18 protein-coding genes are annotated in these 24442 nt (G+C 47.4%); 7 read left to right on the top strand and 11 right to left on the bottom strand.

The annotated features are described in order from the left end of the window. Positions 1-7: 7 nt before the first annotated feature. Positions 8-2728 (bottom strand): cation-transporting P-type ATPase, encoded by a 2721-nt coding sequence (locus tag OO774_RS22995; protein WP_264907029.1) that lies wholly within the window; start codon positions 2726-2728, stop codon positions 8-10. Between the two features lie 103 nt (positions 2729-2831). Between OO774_RS22995 and OO774_RS22990 the strand changes: the two genes are divergently transcribed. From OO774_RS22990 to OO774_RS22975, 4 genes are all read left to right on the top strand, one after another. Then, positions 2832-3650 carry a formate/nitrite transporter family protein gene (locus tag OO774_RS22990; RefSeq protein WP_264907028.1) on the top strand — a complete coding sequence of 273 codons (819 nt, stop codon included), beginning with the start codon at positions 2832-2834 and terminating at the stop codon, positions 3648-3650. Between the two features lie 84 nt (positions 3651-3734). Continuing rightward, positions 3735-5927 (top strand): formate dehydrogenase subunit alpha, encoded by a 2193-nt coding sequence (gene fdhF / locus OO774_RS22985; RefSeq protein WP_264907026.1) that lies wholly within the window; start codon positions 3735-3737, stop codon positions 5925-5927. Beyond that, positions 5924-7012: a 4Fe-4S dicluster domain-containing protein gene (locus OO774_RS22980; protein ID WP_264907024.1), complete on the top strand. Its 1089-nt coding sequence runs from the start codon at positions 5924-5926 to the stop codon at positions 7010-7012. The genes fdhF and OO774_RS22980 overlap by 4 nt, the downstream gene beginning before the upstream one ends. After that, the gene (locus OO774_RS22975; protein ID WP_264907022.1) at positions 7002-7826 is read left to right on the top strand and encodes an FAD-binding oxidoreductase; all 825 of its coding nucleotides are present in this window, start codon (positions 7002-7004) and stop codon (positions 7824-7826) included. The genes OO774_RS22980 and OO774_RS22975 overlap by 11 nt, the downstream gene beginning before the upstream one ends. A 17-nt stretch (positions 7827-7843) precedes the next feature. Here OO774_RS22975 and ppsA read toward each other — a convergent pair whose 3' ends face one another. The 7 genes from ppsA to OO774_RS22940 all read right to left on the bottom strand — a co-directional run bounded on the left by ppsA (position 7844) and on the right by OO774_RS22940 (position 17399). Continuing rightward, on the bottom strand, positions 7844-10258 hold the full coding sequence (gene ppsA / locus OO774_RS22970; RefSeq protein WP_264907020.1) for a phosphoenolpyruvate synthase: 2415 nt from the start codon (positions 10256-10258) through the stop codon (positions 7844-7846). A gap of 58 nt (positions 10259-10316) precedes the next feature. After that, positions 10317-10562 carry an acyl carrier protein gene (locus tag OO774_RS22965; RefSeq protein WP_264907019.1) on the bottom strand — a complete coding sequence of 82 codons (246 nt, stop codon included), beginning with the start codon at positions 10560-10562 and terminating at the stop codon, positions 10317-10319. Beyond that, a complete protein-coding gene (locus OO774_RS22960; RefSeq protein ID WP_264907017.1) occupies positions 10559-11869 on the bottom strand; it encodes a dihydrolipoamide acetyltransferase family protein in 1311 nt (436 codons plus the stop codon). Before OO774_RS22960 ends, OO774_RS22965 begins: the two co-directional genes overlap by 4 nt. Before the next feature lie 13 nt (positions 11870-11882). Then, the gene (gene pdhA / locus OO774_RS22955; RefSeq protein ID WP_264907015.1) at positions 11883-13889 is read right to left on the bottom strand and encodes a pyruvate dehydrogenase (acetyl-transferring) E1 component subunit alpha; all 2007 of its coding nucleotides are present in this window, start codon (positions 13887-13889) and stop codon (positions 11883-11885) included. Then, on the bottom strand, positions 13886-15622 hold the full coding sequence (gene acsA, locus OO774_RS22950; RefSeq protein WP_264907013.1) for an acetate--CoA ligase: 1737 nt from the start codon (positions 15620-15622) through the stop codon (positions 13886-13888). Before acsA ends, pdhA begins: the two co-directional genes overlap by 4 nt. A gap of 249 nt (positions 15623-15871) precedes the next feature. Then, positions 15872-16345 carry a heme-degrading domain-containing protein gene (locus OO774_RS22945; RefSeq protein WP_264907012.1) on the bottom strand — a complete coding sequence of 158 codons (474 nt, stop codon included), beginning with the start codon at positions 16343-16345 and terminating at the stop codon, positions 15872-15874. Between the two features lie 10 nt (positions 16346-16355). Next, the gene (locus OO774_RS22940) at positions 16356-17399 is read right to left on the bottom strand and encodes an oxidoreductase (protein WP_264907010.1); all 1044 of its coding nucleotides are present in this window, start codon (positions 17397-17399) and stop codon (positions 16356-16358) included. A 326-nt stretch (positions 17400-17725) separates the two neighbouring features. On the opposite strand from OO774_RS22940, the gene OO774_RS22935 reads away from it, so the two are divergent. Next, complete coding sequence (locus OO774_RS22935; protein WP_264907008.1) at positions 17726-18475, top strand: DeoR/GlpR family DNA-binding transcription regulator; 750 nt, start codon at positions 17726-17728, stop codon at positions 18473-18475. 138 nt (positions 18476-18613) lie between these two features. Here OO774_RS22935 and OO774_RS22930 read toward each other — a convergent pair whose 3' ends face one another. After that, complete coding sequence (locus OO774_RS22930) at positions 18614-19288, bottom strand: fructose-6-phosphate aldolase (protein WP_264907007.1); 675 nt, start codon at positions 19286-19288, stop codon at positions 18614-18616. Positions 19289-19480: 192 nt separating this feature from the next. Between OO774_RS22930 and OO774_RS22925 the strand changes: the two genes are divergently transcribed. After that, positions 19481-20395, top strand: coding sequence for a glycyl-radical enzyme activating protein (locus OO774_RS22925; RefSeq protein ID WP_264908689.1), 915 nt, complete (start codon positions 19481-19483; stop codon positions 20393-20395). Between the two features lie 2 nt (positions 20396-20397). Next, on the top strand, positions 20398-22821 hold the full coding sequence (locus tag OO774_RS22920; RefSeq protein WP_264907005.1) for a formate C-acetyltransferase/glycerol dehydratase family glycyl radical enzyme: 2424 nt from the start codon (positions 20398-20400) through the stop codon (positions 22819-22821). A 112-nt stretch (positions 22822-22933) separates the two neighbouring features. On the opposite strand, the gene OO774_RS22915 is transcribed toward OO774_RS22920, so the two are convergent. Next, positions 22934-23527 (bottom strand): NAD(P)H-dependent oxidoreductase, encoded by a 594-nt coding sequence (locus OO774_RS22915; protein WP_264907003.1) that lies wholly within the window; start codon positions 23525-23527, stop codon positions 22934-22936. Further along, entirely contained in the window at positions 23524-24429 is a 906-nt protein-coding gene (locus tag OO774_RS22910) for an EamA family transporter (protein ID WP_264908687.1), read from the bottom strand. Before OO774_RS22910 ends, OO774_RS22915 begins: the two co-directional genes overlap by 4 nt. Positions 24430-24442 lie beyond the last annotated feature (13 nt).

The raw sequence follows: 24442 nt of genomic DNA, 5'->3' as shown, positions 1-24442 counted from the left end.
GGATTACCTAGCTTGTAGAGTGTGTCTTCGTCATTGATTTGTTTAAGTAGTACTTTTCCAGCTCGACTAAAAACAGTACCGACGATGCGACAAGGATTATTCGTAGCCATACATCGACTTCAATCCCGGCGGTTCCAAACAGCACCTGCATGAACGGAAGATAGGTGAAACAGGCTTGAAAGACGATCAGCACCGCGATCGCAATTAACACGTAGAAATTACCAATCAATCCTTGGCGGCAAAAAACAGAATCGAGGATAAACCGGGTATTGAATAAATAAAATATCTCGAACATCACCAGTGTGTTTACCGCAATGGTACGGGCTCTGGCAATATCCTCTTGTTGACTCATTTCCCATACAAACATGCCCAGAGTGCCAAACATCAAAATGACAGAAACAAATATCACTCGCCAAATAAGGTGAGAAGTCAGAAGCGGCGTATCCGGGTCGCGCGGAGCACGTTGCATCAGGTTTGGTTCTTTAGGTTCAAAGGCCAATGCTAAAGCAAGCGTGACCGCGGTGATCATATTAACCCACAGAATTTGAATGGGCGTGAGGGGCAGGTCTTTGAATCCCCAAACTACCGTTGCCAGTATGACCAGCGCTTCACCTCCGTTGGTCGGCAGAATAAACAGAATCGCCTTTTTCAGGTTATCGTAAACGGCTCTGCCTTCTTCCACTGCAGCAGTAATCGACGCAAAGTTATCGTCGGTAAGCACCATTTCGGCGGCTTCTTTAGCAGAGTCGGTACCCGTGATCCCCATTGCAGTGCCAATGTCAGAACGTTTTAGTGCGGGCGCGTCGTTAACGCCATCGCCAGTCATCGCCACAATTTGTTGATGCTGTTGCAGTGTGTTAACCAGTCGCATTTTATGTTCGGGACTGACGCGTGCATAGACATCAACCTCTCTGGCAACTGCGAACAGTTCTTCGTCGGTCAGAGCATCGATTTGTTGACCTGTAAGCGTATCGTTGGGGTTGATAAGGCCTATTTGCCCGGAGATGGCTTGTGCCGTCAGGGCATGGTCGCCCGTCATCATTTTTACCCGTATTCCCGCGTTCTTACACACGTCAATCGCCTTGATTGCTTCTTGTCTCGGCGGGTCGATCAAGCCAAATAGTCCGAGCATGATGAGGTCGTCTTTAACGTCATCAAAAGAGAGTTCTAGCTGGGTGTATTTGGTTGGCCGATAAGCAATCGCTAAAACCCGCATCCCTTGCTTGGCCATGGTTTCAATTTGTTCATGCCAGTAAGTATGATCGATTTCGGTGGTTGTATTGACGGCATCTTGATCGACTAGCTGTTGGTTACAGATGTCGAGTACCTTTTCGGGGGCACCTTTGATGAAAATATACGCTTCTCCGATATGGTTGTGATGGAGCGTTGCCATAAAGCGGTGTTCTGATTCGAATGGGATAAGATCGGTTCGAGGAAAACTTTTTGTCTCCGTTTCGATGTCTATGCCTGCTTTCATACCTGCGATAAGCAGTGCCCCCTCCATTGGATCGCCCTGTATTTGCCATTTGTCATCATGCAGTTTGATGCTAGCATCATTGCACAGTACCGATGCCCGAGTCGCCTGAATAAGGAAGGGGTATTGCTCTGGATAAATGGATTTCTGATTAACAGTTACGCCACCATGAGGATCATATCCCGTTCCGCCTATCTCAAACTGGTAATTCGAGGTGATGATTTTTTGTACCGTCATTTCATTGCGAGTCAGAGTACCCGTTTTATCTGTGCAAATGACCGTTACCGCCCCCAGTGTTTCTACAGCAGGTAGGCGGCGAATGATCGCATTGCGTTTGGCCATTCTTTCCACACCAATGGCAAGTGTAATGGTCATAATTGCGGGTAACCCTTCTGGAATCGCTGCCACAGCTAAGCTGATTGCCGCAAGAAACATGTCTGTGATGGGGTAACCCTGAATCAGCAAGCCATAACTGAAAGTTGCGACGGCGACAATTAAGATGCCAGCGGTTAACCAGCGACTGAACTGAGCAATCTGTTTGAGCAGTGGGGTAGTCGCAGGTTTTACCCGTGAAACCAAGGAGCTTATTTTACCCAGCTCAGTGTTTATACCAGTCGCAACGACGACACCTGAACCCTGCCCATGAGTCACCATGGTTCCCGAATAAACCATGCAATAACGGTCGGCTAATTCGCTGTCTGAACTGACTGGTAGAGTGGTCTTTTCGATGGTCATCGACTCGCCTGTCAGTACCGCTTCGGCAACTTGAAGCCCTTTACTGCGAAACAAACGCAGGTCTGCGGGAACCCGGTCACCAGATTGCAGGATAACAACGTCGCCAACGACCAGCTCATCCGCGTTGATTTTGATTTGATGACCATCGCGTAGAACCAACGCGGTTGGGGCGAGCATCGCTTGGATCGCATTGAGTGCGTTTTCCGCTTTGCCTTCCTGAATAAAACCAATGATGGCGTTGATGATTACCACGCCCGCAACAACGGCGGCATCCACCCAGTGACCCAGGGCGGCGGTGACTATCATGACGACCAATAAAACATGGATCAGGACATTGTGAAACTGGCTAAGTAAACGCTGAAAAACCGATCGCTTATGAGAGACCGGAAGCTTATTTGCTCCGAACTGAGAGAGGCGCTGAGCGGATTCTTGTGGAGCTAGACCATCTGGCTGGCTTGAGAGCTTAGAAAATGTGTCGTCGATGGATTTACTGTGCCAAAGGTCTCCGGTCTGTTCCATGTACAAGGCTCCTAATAGTGGTACGTTGGAGTATGCTCATCGTTTGATAATTATAGAATATCGACTAGGTTTTGGATATGAAGCGGGAAAGCAGGAGACGCTTGTGGCGGACATCTATGGTTTTGACTCATTTTCACCAAAGCAAATTGCTGAGAAAGTGGATTCTATTGGTGTAACAAAAGCACGCTTGCCTCTGTTGTCTATGGTTATGCTGGGTATCTTAGCGGGCGCTTTTATTGGTCTTGGCGGCCTGTATTTTACTATCGTTAAATCGGATCCAGCGTTAAGTTTCGCTACTCAGCAAGTGTTAGGTGGGCTGACCTTTTCGCTAGGGTTGATACTTGTCATTATTGCCGGTGCCGAATTATTTACTGGCAACAATTTACTGGCGATGGCGTGGGCAGATAACAAAATCACCACGGCTGAACTGTTAAAAAACTGGGTTGTGGTCTGCTTGTCAAACTTTGTTGGCGCGGTTAGCGTCGCTGCAATGGTGTTTTTGTCGGGTCATCCGGAAATGAATCAAGGTGCCATCGCAACGACGTATGCAAACATAGCAGCAGCAAAATGCGAGATGCCTTTCTGGACGGCATTTTTCCGTGGAATCTTATGTAATGTATTTGTGTGTATGGCAGTTTGGATGGCGTTAGCTGGGCGTACTGTGGTAGACAAAGCGGTCGTCATCGTTTTTCCTATTTCCGCTTTTGTCGCAGCTGGATTTGAACACAGTATTGCGAATATGTATTTTATTTCTTTAGCGATGATGCTTCAAAGTGCGGGTACGGTTGAGGCTGTTAGTTCGGTTGGGTTATTGGGCTTCTTCAGTAATTTGTTTCCAGTTATTTTAGGCAATCTCGTCGGAGGAAGTGTGTTTGTTGGTTTGGTCTATCACATTATCTATCAGCGTGGTCACTCAGAATAAGATCACGGCTTCTAATGCGAATAGCCTAACGAACAACGAGAGACTGCTATAATTTAGCTAGGTTCACGTAGCAAGGTTAAGGCTATGAGCTCTCAGCAGAAAAACGCATCAAAAGCCCCCGATCTTCCTTTTCCCATAGGCGAAGACGCGACGCCTTCGGTGCCACGACTCAACCATAGCACGGTTCGAGAACATCCAACTCAAACGGTGTGTCCTTTCTGTGGCGTGGGTTGTGGATTACTTCTGACGTGTGATTCACATGGTCAGGTTTGTGGAATTAGCCCATTAAATGCGCACCCGATTAGCCAGGGAAAATTGTGTGAGAAAGGGTGGAGTAGTCTTTACGCCATTTCAGCCGAAAATCGAATCACTCAACCTTTGAAACGCGAGAAAGATAAATTCGTCCCCATAAGTTGGGATGAGGCGCTTGAGGCTATCAGTTCGTCTCTACTTAGTATTATCGATGAGTTTGGTTCTGATGCGACTGGGGTGATAAGCAGCGCCCGTGCGACTAATGAAGATAACTACGCGGCTCAGAAATTTGCTCGTGCGGTATTAGGCACCAATAACATCGACCATTGTGCCCGTATTTGCCATAGCCCGACCGTTGCAGGCTTAAAGCAGGTGTTAGGCTCGGGGGCGATGACCAACAGCACCAAAGATCTGCTTGAAGCAGAAGTGATCGTGGTAATTGGGGCGGATCCCACAGAGAACCACAGTGTTCTCGGCGGGCAGATCATGAGTGCCAAACTGGCCGGCGCGAAGTTAATCGTCATAGACCCCAGAGTCACACGTTTGGCCAAGTTAGCAGATTTACATTTGAAATTAACTCCAGGAACGAACATCGCACTCATTAATGCCATGATTCATGTGATTCTAACTAATCACTGGCATGACGAGGACTTTATTGCCAATCGTTGTCAGGGCTTTGAAGCACTGTTAGATCATGTAGAACGCATCACACCGGAATCGGTGGAGAGTACGACCGGGGTTGAGGCGAATCTGATCCGGCAGGCCGCTCAATATTATAGCCAGGCAGACAAAGCCATGATCATGTATGGCATGGGGATTACTCAGTTTGTTAGTGGCACGTCCAATGTGATTGCGTTAGCAGATTTAGCTCTGGTGTGTGGCCACATAGGTAAACCGGGTACCGGCATCAATCCATTACGTGGGCAAAACAATGTTCAGGGCGCTTGTGATATGGGATGTTTACCTAATGTCTACCCGGGATACCAAGCCGTGGAAGATAGCGTTATGCAGTTGCGTTTCTCGGATTACTGGGATTGCGATGTGGCGTCGAGGCCGGGTTTAACCTCATTGGGTATGACCAAAGCGGCGTTAGCAGGACACTTTCGGGCGCAGATTCTTTTTGGTGAAGATCCCGTGGTAACCGACCCGGATCAAAACCACGTTCGACAAGCTTACAAGTCTTTGGATTTGCTGGTGGTTGCCGAACTGACCATGACAGAGACAGCAAAACTGGCTGACTATATTCTCCCCGCCGCCTCGTTTGCGGAGAAGTCGGGCACCTTTACCAATTGCGAACGTCGTGTTCAGCATATTAACCCAGCGATGCCACCCATTGGTGAGGCAATGGCTGACTGGCAATGGTTACAAGCATTGGCAAAAAAAATGGGGAGTGATGCACTAAATTGGCGTAACAGTGAAGAAGTATTCGATGAGATGGCTGCGATTACCCCGTCGTATCAAGGAATGAGCTACGCGAAGCTGGATAAAAATTACGGACTACAGTGGCCATGCAACCATGATGCACCTGAAGGAACGGCAGTTCTGCACGAAAAAGAGTTTCCTATCGGTCGAGCGCGTTTGACACCCGTTAAGTACGTACCGATTGATGAGCCAGCTGACTCTGATTTTCCACTAGTGTTAACCACCAATCGGCTACATTTCCACTATGGCTGTGGCTCCATGACACGTAAATCGCCCTTGTTGGAACGAGAGATCCCACCGGGTATTTTGTTCATTAATCCTAAGGACGCCGACTTGCTGGGGATTTCTTTGTATAGCCCGGTCAGCGTACGATCAAGACGCGGCTACATCGAAACAAGAGCGATGATCACTGATGATGTCCCTCCTGGCGTGGTGAGTATGCCTTATCATTTTAAAGAGGCACCATCGAATCAGCTGACCAATACGGCGCAAGATCCCGTGACAAAAATGCCAGAATTAAAAGCCTGCGCCGTTGAGGTTGAGCTGCTACCTGTCGGGCACAAGCCACTCGCACCTTGGGAAAAACCGGGGGAAGGAAAATGACAAAGACTTACCTGTTAGATTCTTTAGATGAACTCCGAATGCATTTGCTACAGAGTCGAGCGCTTTATCAGGTCGTAGCCAATAGTGAGCAGGGGACGGACGATTACTATTGGCAGCAAGTCATCGCGCAAGACCTGCCGCCTTTAATTAATCAATTACCGACTCATTCGGCCAAGGGTTTCTTCTTCACTGAAAACGAACCAATGTACGTGTTTGACGGGGAGTTCTTTAAAGAGACACTGCCAAATGTGGAACCGTTTGTGTTGTTTGGTGTACAAAGCTGTGATTTGGTCGCAATTCGTTATCAAGACGAGTTCTTCGAGCAAGACCCATACTATCAGGCTCGCCGCAAACAAGCACTGTTGGTCGGTGTGGATTGCACTCAACCTTGTAAGCAAGGCTTTTGTCCTACCGTTAATGCGGGCCCAAGTGTACGCGATGAAACGGCGGATTTAGTGATTCATCCTGTGGATGAGGAGTCATGGCTGTTGTTGGTGTTGTCGAAGTTGGGAGAAGAGTCATTACAAGGACTCGATCTTAAAGTGGCCTTAACTCACCACCAGAGCAAGCGCTGGGAAAATATCGCCCATTGTGAACAGGCTTTCCCTGATGACCGTTATCTTATCGAAGGTATCGAAAAAGTCAGTCAAGGCAAGGTGACAGACGAGTTTTGGCAACAAGTGGGCATCCAATGTTTGGGCTGCTCTGGGTGTACGACACTTTGCCCAACCTGCTCGTGTTTTGGTACTCGTTCTATTGCAGAAAATACTGGTTCTGAAAACGTCTACGCTTCTCAAGACGACTATGTTTCTCAAGGCCACAATGCTTCTCAAGGTAACAATGTTTCTCAAGTCCGATTTTGGGACTCCTGCTTATATGAGGGTTTCCAACGTGAAGCCAGTTTTCATAACCCGTCTAAGGAAGCCGCAAAAAGGGTAGAGCGGTTCTGGTATCACAAATTCAGCATTGATTTTGTACCTGAGTTTGGGCGCTATGGCTGCGTGGGCTGCGGACGGTGCGAGCAGACGTGCCCTGGAGTTATAGGTGTACATTCATTAATGAAAAGGATAGCCGATGATGTTTAACCTTACTCCGGACAGTATCGAAGTTATTGACTTTTATGATGATGGCGAAGACACCCGTCATTACCATTTTCGCTTACTACAGTTGGACCCCAAATGGATGAAAACCCAAAGTGGTCAGTTTTTCATGCTTTGCGTACCGGGGATTGGCGAAGCGCCGTTTACCTTTACTCAGCTACCTGATGAGTCCGGAAACTTTAGAGCGCTAGTGCGTAAAATGGGCGCTGTCACACAGGCACTATTTACCAAAGAACGTGGCGCAATATTAGGCGCTCGCGGTCCTTTTGGCTATGGCTGGAAGGCGAGTGAACTGGTGGACAAAAAGATTTTAGTCATAGGTGGAGGGTGTGGGCTTGCACCTTTGGTTAGCGTTATTGACCAACTTATCGATCAACAAAGTTACGCTCAGTTGGAAGTGGTTTATGCTGCACGGAACAAGCAAACCTTGTTACTCAAACCAGAGCGAGAGCGTTGGAAACATTGCATTCCTATTTTCAATGTCGTTGAAGATCTTACCGGGCTGGATGCGGAAGATTACTATCCCGGTACGGCAATAGGCGTTTTACCCACAGTGCTCCATTCATTCGGTGAGCAGCCAGATTGCGTATTGGTTGCTGGCCCTGAGGCGATGATGAGCGTCGTGAGCGAATATTTGGTTTCTTACGGTATTGATCCCCAAGACATCTATCTTTCTGTTGAGAGAAGAATGCACTGTGCGGTCGGGTTATGCGGACATTGTTACATGAATAATCATTATGTCTGCACTCATGGCCCAACATTGCGCTGGGCCGAGGTGGGTGAGTTTTTAACTGTATAATACTGGTTAAACTAGCGTTATGGTTTGTTGGATTGCGAAATTTCTTTCTCTGCTTTTGCTACTACAGTGCAGCCTTTGGCGAAGGAGTCTGGGTTGAGTGAAATTGAATCGATTCCGCAAGCGACAAGAAACTCAGCAAATTCCGGGTGATCTGATGGCGCTTGCCCACAGATACCGACTTTGCATCCTTTACTGTGTGCGACACGTATTACTTGCTCAATCAGGCTTTTTACGGCGTCGTCTCGTGCATCAAACATCGGTTTTAGCTCTGCTGAGTCGCGGTCAATCCCTAGCACTAATTGAGTTAAGTCGTTACTGCCGATAGAGAAACCATCAAAGCGCTCTGCAAATCGATCGGCAAGAATGACATTGGATGGAATTTCACACATCACATAGACTTGCAGTCCGTTTTCTCCTCGTTTAAGTCCAGCTTCTGCCATCACTTCCAGCACTTTGTCGGCTTCACTGACGGTACGGCAGAACGGGATCATCACGATGATATTATCGAATCCTATCTCTTCTCTGGCTTTTAAAATCGCCTTACATTCAAGCTGAAACGCTTCTTTGTAACGAGGATGGTAATAACGAGAAGCGCCGCGTAAACCCAGCATCGGGTTCTCTTCATGAAGCTCAAAGAAATCCCCGCCGAGTAGGCCACGATATTCATTTGATTTGAAATCAGACATGCGCACAATCACTGGTTTAGGGTACTGGCTTGCGGCTATTTTGCTGACGCCAAGCGCGAGGTTATCGACAAAATAGTCCGCCAGTGTGTTGAATCCTGCACATCGGGTACGAATTTCGCTTTCGATCTCGGGATCGGTGATTTGCTCTGGATGTAATAGTGCCATCGGATGCAGCCCAATATGGCTGGAGATAATAAATTCGATACGGGTTAACCCAATCCCGGCGGTCGGCAGTTGCCACCAGTGGAAAATACCATCCGGCATGGCGGCATTAATCATAATTTTCGTTTCAGTCGACGGTAGAGATTTGAGATCGATCTCTTGCGTGGTGTAGCTGACTTCACCCTCATAAACCTGTCCAACCGCACCCTGGGCACAATTCAGAGTCACCAGTTGTCCTGATTTGAGTTTCTCAGTCGCGTGTTCGGTACCGACAATCGCAGGAACTTTAAGCTCGCGACTGACTATCGCTGCGTGGCTGGTTGGCCCGCCTGAGTCTGTGATGATACCAACCGCTTTGCGCATTAATGGCACCCAATCCGGGTCGGTGCGTTCTGTTACCAGAATTGCGCCTTCAGGAAATGAGTCGATATCATCAGGAGCCAGCACTGTGTAGGTTTGACCGACAGCGACTGCGCCCCCAACACTAGCACCTTCAAGCAGCACAGGAGCATTGGTTTTTTCTAGTTTGTAGTTAACCAACAGAGCGGCATCTCTGTGAGATTCGACTGTTTCTGGCCTAGCCTGAACCATATACAATTGCTGGCTTTGGGTATCTTTCGCCCATTCCATATCCATAGGGCAGCCGTAATGGCTCTCTATGAGCACCGCCCATTTACTCAGTTGCAGTATTTCATCATCATTCAGTACCAACTTGCTACGCTCTTCGTTGCTGGTGGTTAGGGTAATGGTTGGCTGAGCGACGTTTCCCGGCTCATTGAACTGCATTTTTTCCAGTTTGTTACCGAGCTGTTTTTCAATGATAGGGCACTTGTCTGATTGCTCAAGTAGCGGTTTATAGACCATAAAGCGATCCGGTGTGACCGAGCCTTTAACAATGGTTTCCCCTAACCCCCAGCTACCATTAATCATGACCACATCCGGGAAGCCGTTTTCGGTATCCAGACTGAACATTACCCCTGCGCATTGTGACTCGATCATCTGTTGCACACCGACGGATAAAGCAACTTGTTGGTGTTCGAAGCCTTGTTCTTGACGATACACAATGGCTCGGTCGGTATAAAGGGAGGCAAAACACTGCTTACAAGCCTCGAGAACTTGTTGATCACCACGAATATTCAAATAGCTTTCTTGCTGACCAGCAAAACTGGCTTCAGGGAGATCTTCTGCGGTGGCGGAGCTACGTACTGCGACCGAAGCCGAAGACACGCCAATTTGTTCGCATAAAGCATGGTATGCACCTAAGATGGCGCTTTCTTGCTCTGGGGTAAAGTTTGCCTGGCTTATCAATGCACGTATGTTCTTGCCGGCCTCTGCTAGACTGATTTCTTCGCGATTCATTCGGTTAAGAAATCCGGCAATCGGATCGTTCAGTTCATTTTGCGCTAGAAAGTCGCGGAAGAATTGCGCGCTGGTGGCAAAGCCGTCTGGTACCCGAATACCACTGTCACTAAGCTGGCTGAGCATTTCACCTAAGCTGGCATTTTTGCCTCCGACGAGGCTGACATCTGTTTTATGAAGCTGTTGATAGCGATAGATCAACGGTTGCGCGTTTTGTGTAGACATAGTCAGCGTCCTTTTTTCTGTTTTAAGGTTCTGTCTGCCGTCATTGGCGCTACAGCGCTTACTGACACCTTTGTTGCAAATAGCTTTTTAACTGGTTGTAACTGCGTACCTTGGTGTAGTCTCCTTCCGGGATACTAACGCCGGTACTCTTTTTCAGAGACGCAAGGAGATTAAGAAAGTCCATCGAATCGAGATCGCACTCTTCGCGCAGATCTTCATCAAGGTCTATTTCGTCCATTTCAATTTCCGGGGCGATGTGTTTTATCGCGTCGGCAATCGTGGTTGGTATGTTGATATCGCTCATAAAGCCTCCGGATGTTGAAGTTGTTTTGCCAGTGCTTGCAAAAATCGAGCACCAGTGACGCCGTCACTTACACGATGATCAGCGGCAAGTGTGACGGTCATGATTTCACCGATTTCTATTTGATTCTCTCTTATTACTGGAGCCTGACGCTGGCGGCCAAGTCCAATGATCGCCACCTGAGGTGGGTAAATGACACCGGTAATACTGTCGGCTCCTCGTTCCCCAATACTGGTTACCGTTATGGTGGTCTGGCTAATCTCGGAGCTGCGAAGTCGCCCGCGTCGGCTACGTTCGGCTAAATCGCGTAGTGCATCCATGGTTTGATCCACGGATAACTGGTCCGCATTGAGAATACCCGGAATAACCAAACCGCCTTCTCGCAGGCTGATGGTATTACCGATATTCACCGCTGTAGAAGGGGTGAAGTGACCGTCTTGATAAAAGCCATTGAGATCAGGGAATTTTACCAACTGACGAGCGATGGCGTTGAGAATGACTGCGGGTAACAAAAGTCGTTGTTCTGGTTCACGCTGTTGATTCTGTTCCGCCAGCCAGGTTTGTACTTTAGTCAGGTCAATATCCAACGCGAGATAATAGTGCGGGATCTCTTTTTTCGAGCGAGTCATGGCGTCACTGATCGCTTGTCGCATCGGTGAAACATCTGGTCGTTCTATTGTTGTTTTATCAGTCGGCGGCGGAGCAGGCGAATCGCCATCTTTAGGTAAGTCTCGCAGGAGAACGGCACTATATGGGCCACTGCCCGTTAATGTCGAAAGTTCAATTCCTGATAGATGCGCAGTTTTTCTTGCGACTGGCGATGCGTATTGTCGTTGTTGGCTTTCAGAAGGAGAGGACTTTGAAATGTGTTTTGATAGCTCGGATTCAGTTACGGTGTCACGTGTTGGTCTAGGCTCATTGACTGAAGTTCGGGCAGTTTTAGGCGCTATGTACGGTGGCAGTTCTTCATCCAATGTGTCAAGAAGAGGCTCCGTTGCGTTCTGCGAACTTGTGGACGATTTGATATCAGCTACTGGTGTAACTGGCGTATCACTTTCCATTCGAGCCATAACGCTGCCAACAGGCAGTTTAATGTCCGGCTCTATCAGAAGCTCGCTAATAGTGCCCGTATGGTAAGACTCCATGTCTATCGCACCTTTGCTGGTCTCAATGACCGCAATGATGTCACCTTTTTCTACGTGATCGCCCGGCTTTATCTGCCATTCCATCAGTGTACCATCGCGCATGTCGGCACCAAGAGCAGGCATGGTGATATCAATTAAGGAGCCATCGTGCTGATTGTTTCCCATGAGCGGATTCTCCTCATTTTTCCTGCCAATCGGGCGTCATTAAGGTCGCCTTCGCTGCTCGCACGATTTGGTCTACTTGAGGGATGGCGGCTTGTTCTAAATGGTGAGGGTAAGGTATTGGCACTTCTTCGGTACAAACCCTACCGACAGGCGCATCCAGTTGCCAAAAGGCGTTTTCCATGATGACTGCACTGACTTCACCCGCCAGACTTCCGGTATACCAACCTTCGTCAATGATGACGGCTCGATGCGTCTTCGACACACTGGCAATGATAGTGTCGGTATCCAACGGTCGGAGTGAGCGCAGATCAATGACTTCAGCGTCTATGCCTTCTGTCTCAAGTTCATAAGCCGCCTGTAGGGCTTTACCAAGGCTGCCGCCATAGGTAATGAGTGTGACGTCTTTACCATCCCGACGAACCAACGCTTGGTTCATCGGTGCATCAGGCGTTTCCGTAATCTGACCTTCTTCATTAAGCAACATGACATGTTCAAAAATGATCACCGGATCGGGGTCCACAATTGCCTGACTGAGCATATAGCAAGCATCATTGTGGGTTGCCGGGCTTAATACTTTTAGTCCGGGAACATGAGCGTAGAAGTTCTCCCAACTATGAGAGTGCTGGGCGGCGAGTTGTTTCCCCGCGCCGCAAGCCATACGAATAACAACAGGGACGTTGAACTGACCTCCTGACATATGCAGCAGAGTCGCAGCGGTATTAATGATCTGATCCATCGCCAGCAAGCTAAAGTTGACGGTCATGACCTCGATGATAGGGCGCATGCCGCCTAGTGCCGTACCAACCCCTACACCGACAAATCCCGACTCACAAAGAGGGGTATCAATGATTCGATCTGGGCCAAATTGTTCAAGCAATCCTTTACTGACGGCGTAGCAACCACCATAACGTCCGACGTCTTCACCCATTAAGAAGGAGCGAGGCTCATTGAGCAGTACATCACTGATCCCTGCGCGCAGTGCTTCGCGATAGGTCACTTTACTGGGGGCCTGGCTGCAAGGTGACGGTTCTGGTGTTTGTTGGTTTCCGGGACTATGAACAAAACGAGTCAGTTGTTCTTCTGGCTCTAATTCACCATTTTCTGAGAAAGCGATGGCTTCACTGATTTCTTCGGCAATTTTCGCTTCAATATCAGACAGCTCTTGATCCTGAAAGTGGCTGTTTTTTTGCAGCCATTGGATGAGTTGTTTAACGGGACCCTTCTCTTCCCACAGGGCGACCTCACTCTTATCCCGGTACAATTGTGTATCGAAACTTGAGTGACCACGGAAGCGGTAGGTCTGACATTCGATAAGATAAGGTTTTTTCTGCTCACGGACATAATCAACGGCTTCACCGGCGGCTGCTTCCACGTCAACCACGTTCATGCCATCAACTTGAGTGGATTCAATACCATAACTTCTGGCTTTCTGAGAGATATTGGTGTTTGACTCAGACAGTGCAAGCGCGGTCCCCATGGCGTAACGATTGTTTTCACAGATGAACAAAACCGGAAGTTCCCAAAGTGCCGCGAGGTTAAGGCTCTCATGAAACTCACCTTCGGCAACGGCACCCTCACCAAAAAAACATACAGCTATGGCTTCGCGCTGCATCTTTTTATTCGCAAGCGCGAGACCCGTCGCAAGAGGCAGACCACCTCCGACAATGGCATTACCACCGTAGAATTGCAGATTTTTATCGAACAGGTGCATAGATCCGCCACGACCGCGGCTGCAACCGTTAGTTCGACCATACATTTCAGCGAGTACGCTACCCATGCTCATACCTCTGGCAAGGGCGTGGCCGTGTTCGCGATAGGTCGCAACGACCTGGTCATCGTTATTGAGTGCTGACATCACTCCGGTTGCAATGGCCTCTTCGCCAATATAAAGATGGAGAAAACCACGAATTTTTTCCAGTGCGTAAAGCTCTGCACACTTTTCTTCAAAACGACGAATACGGAGCATCTGTTCTAACTGCTTGAGCAAATGTTCACGATTAATATGGAGTCTTTTGTTCATTTTTCATCACTCTCCAAAGTCGAAATGTCCCCTTCAGGTAAGCCTAGCTCACGTGCTTTAAGTAATCGGCGCATGATTTTTCCACTGCGTGTTTTTGGCAGGTTATTACGAAAGACGATTTCTTTCGGTGCCACTGCTGCACCAAGACGTTTACGAGCTAAACCAAGCAGCGATTGCTGAAGTTCCTCGTCTGCGGTCACATTTGGTTTTAGCGCGACAAAGGCTTTGACGATTTGGCCTGCAACGGGGTCGGGGACGCCGATAACCCCAGCTTCTGCTACAGCAGGATGCTCCATTAAGGCACTCTCAACCTCGAAAGGACCAATCAAGTGGCCAGAAGATTTAATCAGGTCATCTTTACGACCAACGAACCAGAAGTAGCCGTCTTCATCTTTCATCGCTAAATCGCCGCTGAGATACCAGTCACCCTTGAAGCAGGACTGGTATTTTTCTTCTTGATTTAAATAGCCGCGAAACATTGAAGGCCAGCCGGATTTAAGCGCCAGCTCTCCAACTTGCATCGGCTCAGTTTCCAGACGTAAAGAACCGTCGTCGTTTGGATTGACAATAGCCGCTTCAATACCGGGCAGGGGCTTACCCATCGAGCCGGGTTTGACTGGCATTGACGGGACATTCGCAATCATGATGCCGCCAGTTTCTGTTTGCCACCAGTTGTCATGAAATGGCATGCCAAAGACTTTTTCACCCCATTCAACCGCCTCAGGATTAAGTGGCTCGCCGACACTGGCCATAAAGCGTAAATGTGACAAATCGAATTGCTTAGGCAGCGCTTCACCAATTTTCATCAGCATTCGTATCGCAGTCGGCGCGGTATACCAGACGGTGACTTTTTGATCCTGTAAGATCTGATACCAACGCTCGGCATCAAATTCTGCTTCATCAATAATCATGGTGACGCCAAGACAAAGTGGGGCGATGATGCCGTAAGTTGTCCCTGTTACCCAGCCTGGATCGGCAGTACACCAATAGATATCATCAGGCTTAAGATCTAACGCATAAAAGGCCGAGTGAATATGATGCTGTACGGCTTGATGGACATGGATAACACCTTTCGGTTTACCCGTCGTGCCACTGGTAAAGTGAAGCAGCGCCATGTCTTCTGGCTGTGTCGGCTCACAGTGGCGTTCAGGGTTAATGTCAGCCATTAACTGGTGATAGTCATAGCATCCGGGCTCGTCATCTAAGCCGCCATCAATCAGTAATACAGCTGTAAGATGCGGTAATTCGTGCCACCAACTTTTGAGTTTTTTCCGATATAAGCTGCGAGTGGTAATGACGACATTCGCCACGCCGATTTCCATTCGGGAACGAATAGGCTCGGGTCCAAACGCCGAAAAGAGTGGGGTAAACACACAACCTGCTTTAAGGGTGCCCATTGCTGCTATGTAAAGTTCTGGTCTGCGGCCTGCGAGGCTGAACACTCGACTACCTCGTGGTAAGCCGAGCTTTGCTAACAGGTCAGCGAAGCGGTTGGTTTGCTCGCTTAGATCGAGGTAACTGAAATCAAAAATTTCATTGTCTTTACTGATCCAACGAATAGCCAGTTTATCTTGTTCCGATTGGTTAACGTGGCGATCCAGCGCTTCAAAACCTATGTTCAGCCCACCAGAGCGCAGCCCTTTAAGCGAAGGAGGAGAGAGTGTTGCTTTGTGTGGTGCTATTTGCAGATTGGCATTGTCCGCCAGCGTTTGGTGAAAAATTGTTTTAACCATAATTTGGCATCCCGCACAAAAGTGAACGTATTCCAGAATAGGAAAAAGACCTGCTCAAAGTATGGTTTATCCCGCTAGGTTTGCCACCGGGTAATTAAGATTTTGCTAATGTCCAACGTTAAGCCCGACACCAGAGTTGCTCGAGCAATAGAAACAGAGAAGAGAGATGTTTACTTTACGGAGATTAAAACAAAAAGAGTCGGCGACTTTAGCCACCGACAATTCCGCCTATAGATCGTTAAGTCATCTTTATGGTTGCGAAGGCTGTATATGTGCTCTCAGCACCTCAATCACCATGTTATGGTCTTCTTCTGACGGTAATCCAGACACAGTGATCACACCAACAAGTCCACTTCCTTTGATACGGATTGGAAAGGCACCTCCATGGGCACAGTATTCTCTCGCATCGATATGAGGCTGACTGTCAAAGTCACGTTGCTTAGATGCATTGTAATGACCAAGATAATGAGAGCTGTGACCAAAGCGCAGAACAGATTGGCGCTTGCGCTTTGCCCAGTCTTGTTTGTCTTTAGTGCTGCCTTCCATTGCGTAGCTAAACAGCACTTGCTCGAACGCGTACACTTCGATAAAAATGGTAGCAGATCGTTCGTCCGCCGCCGATTTCAATGCGCAGCCGAGTTCCCATGCAGTGCCATGATTAAAATGATCTAACTGTAAGTCCGCTTCTTGATCTAATAGCTCTGATAAAATGTCTTTGCTCATTTCCTTGTTCTCACACATTCTTTATTGGTAATTTTTGACCCAAGCGACTGCTTTCCATTGCCAGTTCAATCAGCTTGATGTTCCACAAAGCATCTTCAGCGCTAACCGGTGGAGCGGTGTTATTGCGAATTGCGTCCGCCATTTTAAGGAAATAATGCTGATAACCACCGGTTTCTGTGTCAATCGTTTCAATATGATCTGTGGAGTATAGTCGACCATTGTTGTCAGGATCTTCATCTGCCCAACTTGGATCGGTCGGAAGAGTACCTTCAATTAAACGTGGCTCCTGAGGGTCCAGACCTAGCTTCTCGTAGCTGCCCTTTGTACCTTTAAGAGTAAAACGTTTATTCGGCCCGGCACTGAATAGATCGCCGTGAACGATGGCCAAATGGTTAGGGTAGTGCATAACAACATCAAAATAATCAACGTTGGTCGAGCCTTCACGCATCATCTTACATTCAGCGCTGATCGCATCAGGAAGACCGAAAAGCTCAAGTGCTTGATCAATTAAATGCGAGCCAAGGTCAAACAAAATGCCACCACCATCTGTCGCCTGTTCACGCCAGCGCTGACGAACCTCTGGTCGGAAACGGTCAAAGTGAGATTCAAAATGTCTGAGCTCGCCAATGCGTTTTTCTTCTATTAATTTTTTAACGGTTAAGAAGTCACCATCCCAACGACGGTTATGATAAACACTTAGAATGAGGCCTTTTTCTTTCGCCAGCGCAATAAGTGCTTCACCATCCGACACATTGGTGACAAAAGGCTTTTCGATGATCACGTGTTTGCCATTTTTAAGGGCTTGCTTGGCGAGATAAAAGTGGACATCGTTTGGTGCTGTAATGATGACCAGTTCTGCATCCGAACTTGAGAGTAAATCCGACGCCGAAGCATAATGCTGTGCAGTTGGCCAGTCTGTGGCTACCGCTTCTCCATTACTGGTGCTGATCGCGACAAGATCAAATTCATCTAATGCGCTAACGAATGGGATATGGAAGGTTTTTGCTGAAAATCCATATCCGATTACAGCGGTTTTTATTGGTGAAAAAGTCATAATATCTAATTCTCTGTTAGTGGGTACAGAAGGCTCTACACCTCTGATTTTGCGTCATCGTGATTGGATGAATAGTATCTGACTATCATCATTTCACTTTAAAACACTTATAAACCGTGCGCTAATGCTTACAATCTTGCGCATTAATACGTATTTAAGTTCAAATATCTCACGTTTACTTACGGGAATTCAAGTTTTAAGCTGAGTGTTCTGCATGAATATAGGTAATAAATCGATGTAAGCGTAAGTGTTTATACGTGTATTCAAGTGTTTAATGGCTAAGAATCGGTTACACTAAACCCAATGAAAGCAAGGTGTGACTATTAATGACGCAAGAAGAACGTTTGATTGAGATAGAAGATCATATAAAAAGCCATGGTAAAATCACCATAGATGAGATTTGCCACCAGTATGACATTTCTTACGATTCTGCGCGGCGAGATCTGGTGAAACTCGCCAACCATCCAGGCATATTACGCATTCGGGGCGGCGCAATTCTAGACGATAAAAAGGTTACCGTTTCGTATAATCAGAGATCCAAATCGAATCCGATCAAACAAAAGCTTGCTGCATTTGGGGCATCACTTGTCAAAGAGCACGACATCGTATTTTTAGACGCTGGCACCACTTGCGCCGCACTTGCTCATTATCTCGAAGAACCTTGCAGCATGATAACAAACTCACTTGAGGCTCTAGGCGAGCTGCGTGATAAGTCTGGTATTAAAAAGTGTGTGCTTGGTGGGACGTTTGATGACTTTTCTCACGCCATACTTGGCGATATGACCACTCAACAGATCAGAAAATATCAGGCAAACAAAGCTTTTATTGGTGTGAGTGCTTTATCTGAGTCGGGTATAACGACGGATTTAGAAACCGATGCCAATCTAAAGCTGGCCATGGCGAGCCAATCAACTCAGGTTATCTGTATCGCTGAAGATAGTAAGTTTAATTCCCAACTGATGTTCCAATCCTGTTCATGGTCAGACATCGATTTTGTCGTTACCAACCGTCGTCCTCCTGAGAATATTGCCAGGAAAATGGAAGATCATGGTGTCGAGCTTATTGTCGTTGATTGAGAATCGGACCATAAGTCCGGTAAAAATCCAGAATAAAAACAAACGATTAAAAGTATAGTGCAATTAAGAATGCGCCCCAAAGAGTGACATTGTCACAAGGGCGCACTGAAAATTTTCAAACGATCAGCTTTCAAATAATCAGCTTTCAAATGAAAGTTTATCACCAAACGCCGATTTCCAGTCTTTATCAAACTGATCGACCGCGGGCTGAACGGCAGGGTGAGCAAACATCTGCGCCGCCACATCCACTGGCAGTGTGATCGCCTCGATACCTAGCATCATCACTTCCATTGCTTGTTGTGTGTTTTTGAAGCTTGCCGCTAAAATTTTTGCCGGAAGTTGGTTGTGATCGAGCAATAATTGCAGGTCGGCAACGACTTCCACACCATTACCATTCATTGCATCAATACGGTTCACGTATGGGGCTAAGTAATCTGCACCGCAAAGTGCGGCGAGAAAACCTTGCTGTGCGGAGTAAATAGCCGTCGCCAGTACCTGAATTCCCTCTTGCTTCATTAATCTAATCGCCGCTAGTCCTGTCTCTGTCGCTGGTACTTTAACAACCATGTCGTAAGGCAATTCATTAATTTGACGAGCTTCCTCAACCATTCCTTCCACCGTTGTACTAACGACTTGCGCATGGAAGCGAGGAGACCCACCCAGAGCTTGTTGCATGCTTTTTAGGGTTTCATTTAGCCCCTGTTGTGATTTCGCCAGAATACTTGGGTTTGTGGTCACGCCTTTTAACGGCAGGCATTGGTTAAAGCGTGTTACTTCTGCCACGTCAGCTGTATCTAAATAGAGTTCAATCATGAGGTTTCCCTTAAACAAATTCTTCGTTTTGTTGATGGAGTCACTATATAACCGTCTATCGGCAAAGATCTTGATTTCGATCAATTGTAATTTCAAGTGAAAGAATAATAATTTCATTAAACGAAAGTTAAGTAAGAAAGTGCAGATATCAAATCAAGCACAACAATGATGAAAACAAAGAGGCTAACAGAGATGTATTTCAATATTCAGCGGTTCTCGACCCACGATGGTGATGGTATTCGTACTATCCTGTTTTTGAAGGGGTGCAGTCTGTCTTGTCCTTGGTGTCAGAACCCTGAGAGCCGCAGTGAGAAACGTTCGCTTCTGTTTGATGATCGTAGCTGTCTGCAAGATTGCGATCTTTGCGTCGCTGCGAGTCATGCAATGGGGTGTGATGGGATTCAGCGCGTTGATAACCAAATTGCCATCAATCGTAAGGCGATCAATCAACAGCAACTCATCGCATTGCAGAATGTGTGCCCAACTCAAGCGTTGACGGTATGTGGAGAAGAAGCGTCTGCAGATACGCTGTTCGACACGTTAATGAAGGACAAACCGTTTTACGACCAAAGCCAGGGTGGTGTCACCTTTTCTGGTGGTGAGCCGTTGATGCAAGCGGATCTGGTTGCGGAACTGTCGCGAAGATTGCATGAAAACCAAGTGCCGACAGCGATTGAATCTTGCATGCATGTGCCGTGGAAAAGCGTAGAAAAAGTCGCACCACATATCGACTGCTGGCTGGCTGATCTCAAACACACAGATGAAGACAAGTTTCTTCACTGGGCGAAAGGCTCGCTAAAACGCATCAAAGACAACTTTCGTAAACTCGCTCCGATAGCAAAACGTATTGTGATTCGTGTGCCTGTGGTCCCGGGTTTCAACGACACCATCGAAGAGCTGAAAGAGATTATTGATTTTGCTGCTTCATTAGAAAGCTGCCAAGAACTTCACTTATTGCCGTATCACACCCTCGGCACGAACAAATACCGCTTGCTCGATATGCCTTACGAGTGTTCTGACAAGCCATTAAATAGGCCAGAACTGTTAGAAAGCGCAATGCTATATGCAAGCGAACATACCCAACTTAACGTGATTGTAAGAGGTTAATCATGAACCTACACACCCTTCCTGAGCGTATAAAAGCGCATAAATCGGCACTGGTAAACATTGTCACTCCACCAGTTTGCACCGAACGTGCAGAAGCATACACTCGCGCCTATCAGGCAAATGAAGATAAACCTGTGATTGTACAACGCGCGTTGGCACTACAAGAGCATTTACGCACTCGTACCATTTGGATCAAGCACGATGAATTAATCATTGGTAATCAGGCAAGCAAGGTACGCGCGGCGCCAATCTTTCCTGAATACACGGTCCGCTGGATAGAAGCCGAAATTGACGATCTGGCAGATCGCCCAGGCGCTGGGTTTGCGGTTAGCGAAGCAGATAAAGAAAGTATCCACGCACTAACGCCATACTGGCGCGGTAAAACCGTTCAAGATCGCTGTTATGGTTTATTCACAGACGAGCAGCAAGAGATTCTGGCCAGTACCATCATTAAGGCCGAAGGCAATATGACGTCTGGCGATGCTCACCTCGCGGTCGACAATGAAAAAATACTTAAGATCGGTATGAATGGTTTGTTGGACGAGGTTCGTCAACATCGCTCCAACAACGATGTCTCTACTTATGAAGGTTTGAAAAAAGAACAGTTCTATAAGTCAGTTGAAATCGTATTATTGGCGATTCAAGAGCATATAGTGAGTTACGCGGATCTCGCCAAAGAAATGGCACAGGCTGAAACACGCCCAGAGCGAAAAGCCGAACTCGAAACCATTGCTGAAAACTGCCGTCATGTCGCTTATCACGCTCCGACGAATTTCTGGCAAGCACTCCAACTGAGCTATTTTGTTCAGTTAATGTTGCAAATCGAATCGAACGGTCATTCGGTCTCTTTTGGTCGCATGGACCAGTTCCTCAACGAATACTATGAGCGCGACATCGAAAATGCTGAGATGAACAAAGAGTTCGCGCTAGAATTGCTACAAAGCCTCTGGTTGAAACTGTTAGAAGTAAACAAGATTCGTTCCGGTGCGCACTCAAAAGCGTCAGCAGGTTCTCCGCTGTATCAAAACGTCTGTATCGGTGGACAAAAACTGAATGAAAACGGCGAGCCTGAAGATGCGGTGAATCCATTGTCGTGGGCAATTTTGGAATCTTGCGGACAGCTTCGTTCTACTCAGCCAAACCTAAGCGTTCGTTACCACGAAGGTTTGAATCAAGAGTTCTTGATGGGCTGTATTGAGGTTATTAAATGTGGTTTTGGTATGCCCGCATTCAACAACGATGAAATTGTTATCCCTGAGTTCATTAAGTTGGGTGTCGAGAAAGAAGACGCATACAACTATGCGTCTATCGGCTGTATTGAAACGGCGGTTCCTGGTAAGTGGGGCTATCGTTGTACTGGTATGAGCTTTATTAACTTTGCTCGGATCTTACTTGCTGCGTTAAACGAAGGTGTCGATGCGACTACAGGTAAAGCCTTCTTACCGCATACTAAATCATTAGCGAAAGGTAACTTTACCAATTTCGAAGAAGTGACGGCCTCTTGGGCAGATCAAATTCGCTACTACACGCGTAAATCGATTGAGATTGATACCGTTGTAGACAGCGTACTCGAACAACAAGCACAAGATGTTTTCTGTTCTGCACTTGTGGATGACTGTTTACCTCGCGGTAAAACAGTCAAAGAGGGCGGTGCAAAATACGACTGGGTATCCGGCCTGCAAGTGGGTATTGCTAACTTGGGCAACAGCCTGGCTGCTATCAAACATCTGGTCTTTGAGGATGCGCAGATTAGTCAGCCGGAATTGGCAAAAGCGCTGGCTGAAGACTTTGATGGGATTGAGAACGAGCAGCTTCGTCAGCGATTAATCAATTTCGCGCCAAAATACGGCAACGATGATGATTATGTTGACCAACTTCTGGCTGATGCGTACCAGGTGTACATTACTGAGATAAGCCAGTTTGTTAACACCCGCTACGGACGAGGCCCAATCGGTGGTGGTTACTACGCAGGGACATCCAGTATCTCGGCTAATGTGCCATTTGGTGCTTCTACCATGGCAACGCCTGATGGCCGTAAAGCTGAAACACCACTGGCGGAAGGCGCAAGCCCGGCATCTGGCTCAGACCGCTTGGGACCAACCGCCGTGTATAACTCAGTCGGTAAGGTCCAAGCCAATAAAATCTTGGGCGGTGTGCTGCTTAATCAGAAGTTAAGCCCGGCAGCAGTGGCTTCAGAAGGGGATAAGTTGAAACTCTCTAAGTTGATTCGTACCTTCTTTAACCACCATAAAGGTTGGCACGTACAGTACAACATTGTTTCCCGAGAAACCTTGCTGGCAGCTAAGAAGAACCCTGAGCAATATCGCGATCTTGTAGTACGCGTTGCGGGTTACTCTGCGTTCTTCACCGCGCTGTCGCCAGATGCACAGGACGACATCATCGCTCGTACTGAGCACGAATTGTGAGTTCTTAAAGCAATAAACTCACGTCAGACAAAAGGCACCGTTTGGTGGCCTTTTGTTTCAAATTTTTTCGAGGTTGCCAAGCGAAGAGTGTCTTCCTAAGACCAATACCTGCTTACATACCATAGCGAAAAGGCTTTCCTGCGTTCAACATATCTCGGTGAACAGGCTTCAGAGCATGAGCGTAAGCGGCCAATAAGCTCATCGTGTATATACTTCTTTCCTGCATGAACTCCCCAGCATCGGTCAACTCTGGATTAAGAGACGAGTCGATGTCGCGAAAGATCAAATGGTCAGGTAGAAAGCAAACATGATTGTTTTTGCTGCCTGTCATCCGAAGTTCACTGATCGGATACACGCCATTTACACTGGCCGAAACACTGACCGCCAGAGCTGGTTTGTGTGCCAGTTCGTCATCGGTAGTCAACAGGAGAAAGTTCTTCAGTATTGGGGTTGCCATACCGTGCCACTCAGGGGTAATAAAGACGAAGGCATCGGACGCTTTGAGGGTTGCTGCAATATCGTACCATGGTGCCCACTCTTCACTGCCATTCCATACCCCTTCATTCCATAACGGAAGGTTGAGTTCATGTAGATCAAGGATTTGGATCTGATCAAAATGTGGTGTTGCAATATGGCTGAGATACTTTGCAACATTGAGGCTTTGTGATTGAGAGCGTTGACTCCCAGCGATAATAGTCAGTTTCATGCGAATTCCTTTTTAGTATCAGTCAAAGTAGTTGTTTGAGATGAATTGGTTTTTGGTGCTGCCAGCAATATGGACAGTAGAATCGCGGCTGCGCCGAAAAGTTGTAACCAGGTAAGGGATTGATCGAGAATCACGTAGCCGAGTATCACCGCAGAAACACTGCTTAGGAAGCCCAGAAATGAGACCGTTGTGGTGGGCAGTTTTTCAATACCTCGGAACCAAAGTGAGTAGGCGATCATGGCACCTACAATGGTCAGGTATCCATAACCAAGGTAGTTTTTCATGCTAAGGTGAGCTGGAAAACCTTCCATCCATAACGCCACTGGTAACAGCATTAACCCACCGAAGAGCAATTGCCAGCCAGTGAAGCTCAATAGCGTCATATCCTTTGGACGTCCCCAGCGTTTAGTCATGACCACACCTGATGCCATGCTGACGGTACCAAGCAGCCCGATCAGAATGCCATTGGTGCTCAGTTCTGCCTGATTGTTGAGGACCAAAAAAGCAATGCCGCTCATTCCGAGCATACTGGCGACACCTTGCTTCAGACTTAACGTGTTATTAAGCAAAACATAACTTAACCCCATCACGAGAACAGGTTGAATCGCCATCACTAGCGCCGCCATCCCTCCGGGAAGGTACGTTGCCGCAAAAAAGAGGCAGTAAAAGAAAAAGCCGATGTTAAGAAAGCCGAGTACTGCCATGCGTGCCCACCATCTACCTTTAGGAAGAGTCTGGCTAAACAGTACCAGCACAATGCCTGCCGGAAGCGCTCTCAACATAGAGGCGATAAGAGGAGTGTTGGCTGGTAATAACTCGGTCGTAACAATATAGGTACTGCCCCATACAATAGGGGCGATTGCGGTCAGAGCTAGTGTAGTAAGGAGTTGAATCCGTTTCATCATAGTATTCCTG

Source organism: Vibrio sp. STUT-A11 (genome assembly GCF_026000435.1).
Lineage (GTDB): Bacteria > Pseudomonadota > Gammaproteobacteria > Enterobacterales > Vibrionaceae > Vibrio.
Note: the sequence above shows the minus strand (reverse complement) of the source record. Positions and strands in the feature narration are given on the sequence as shown.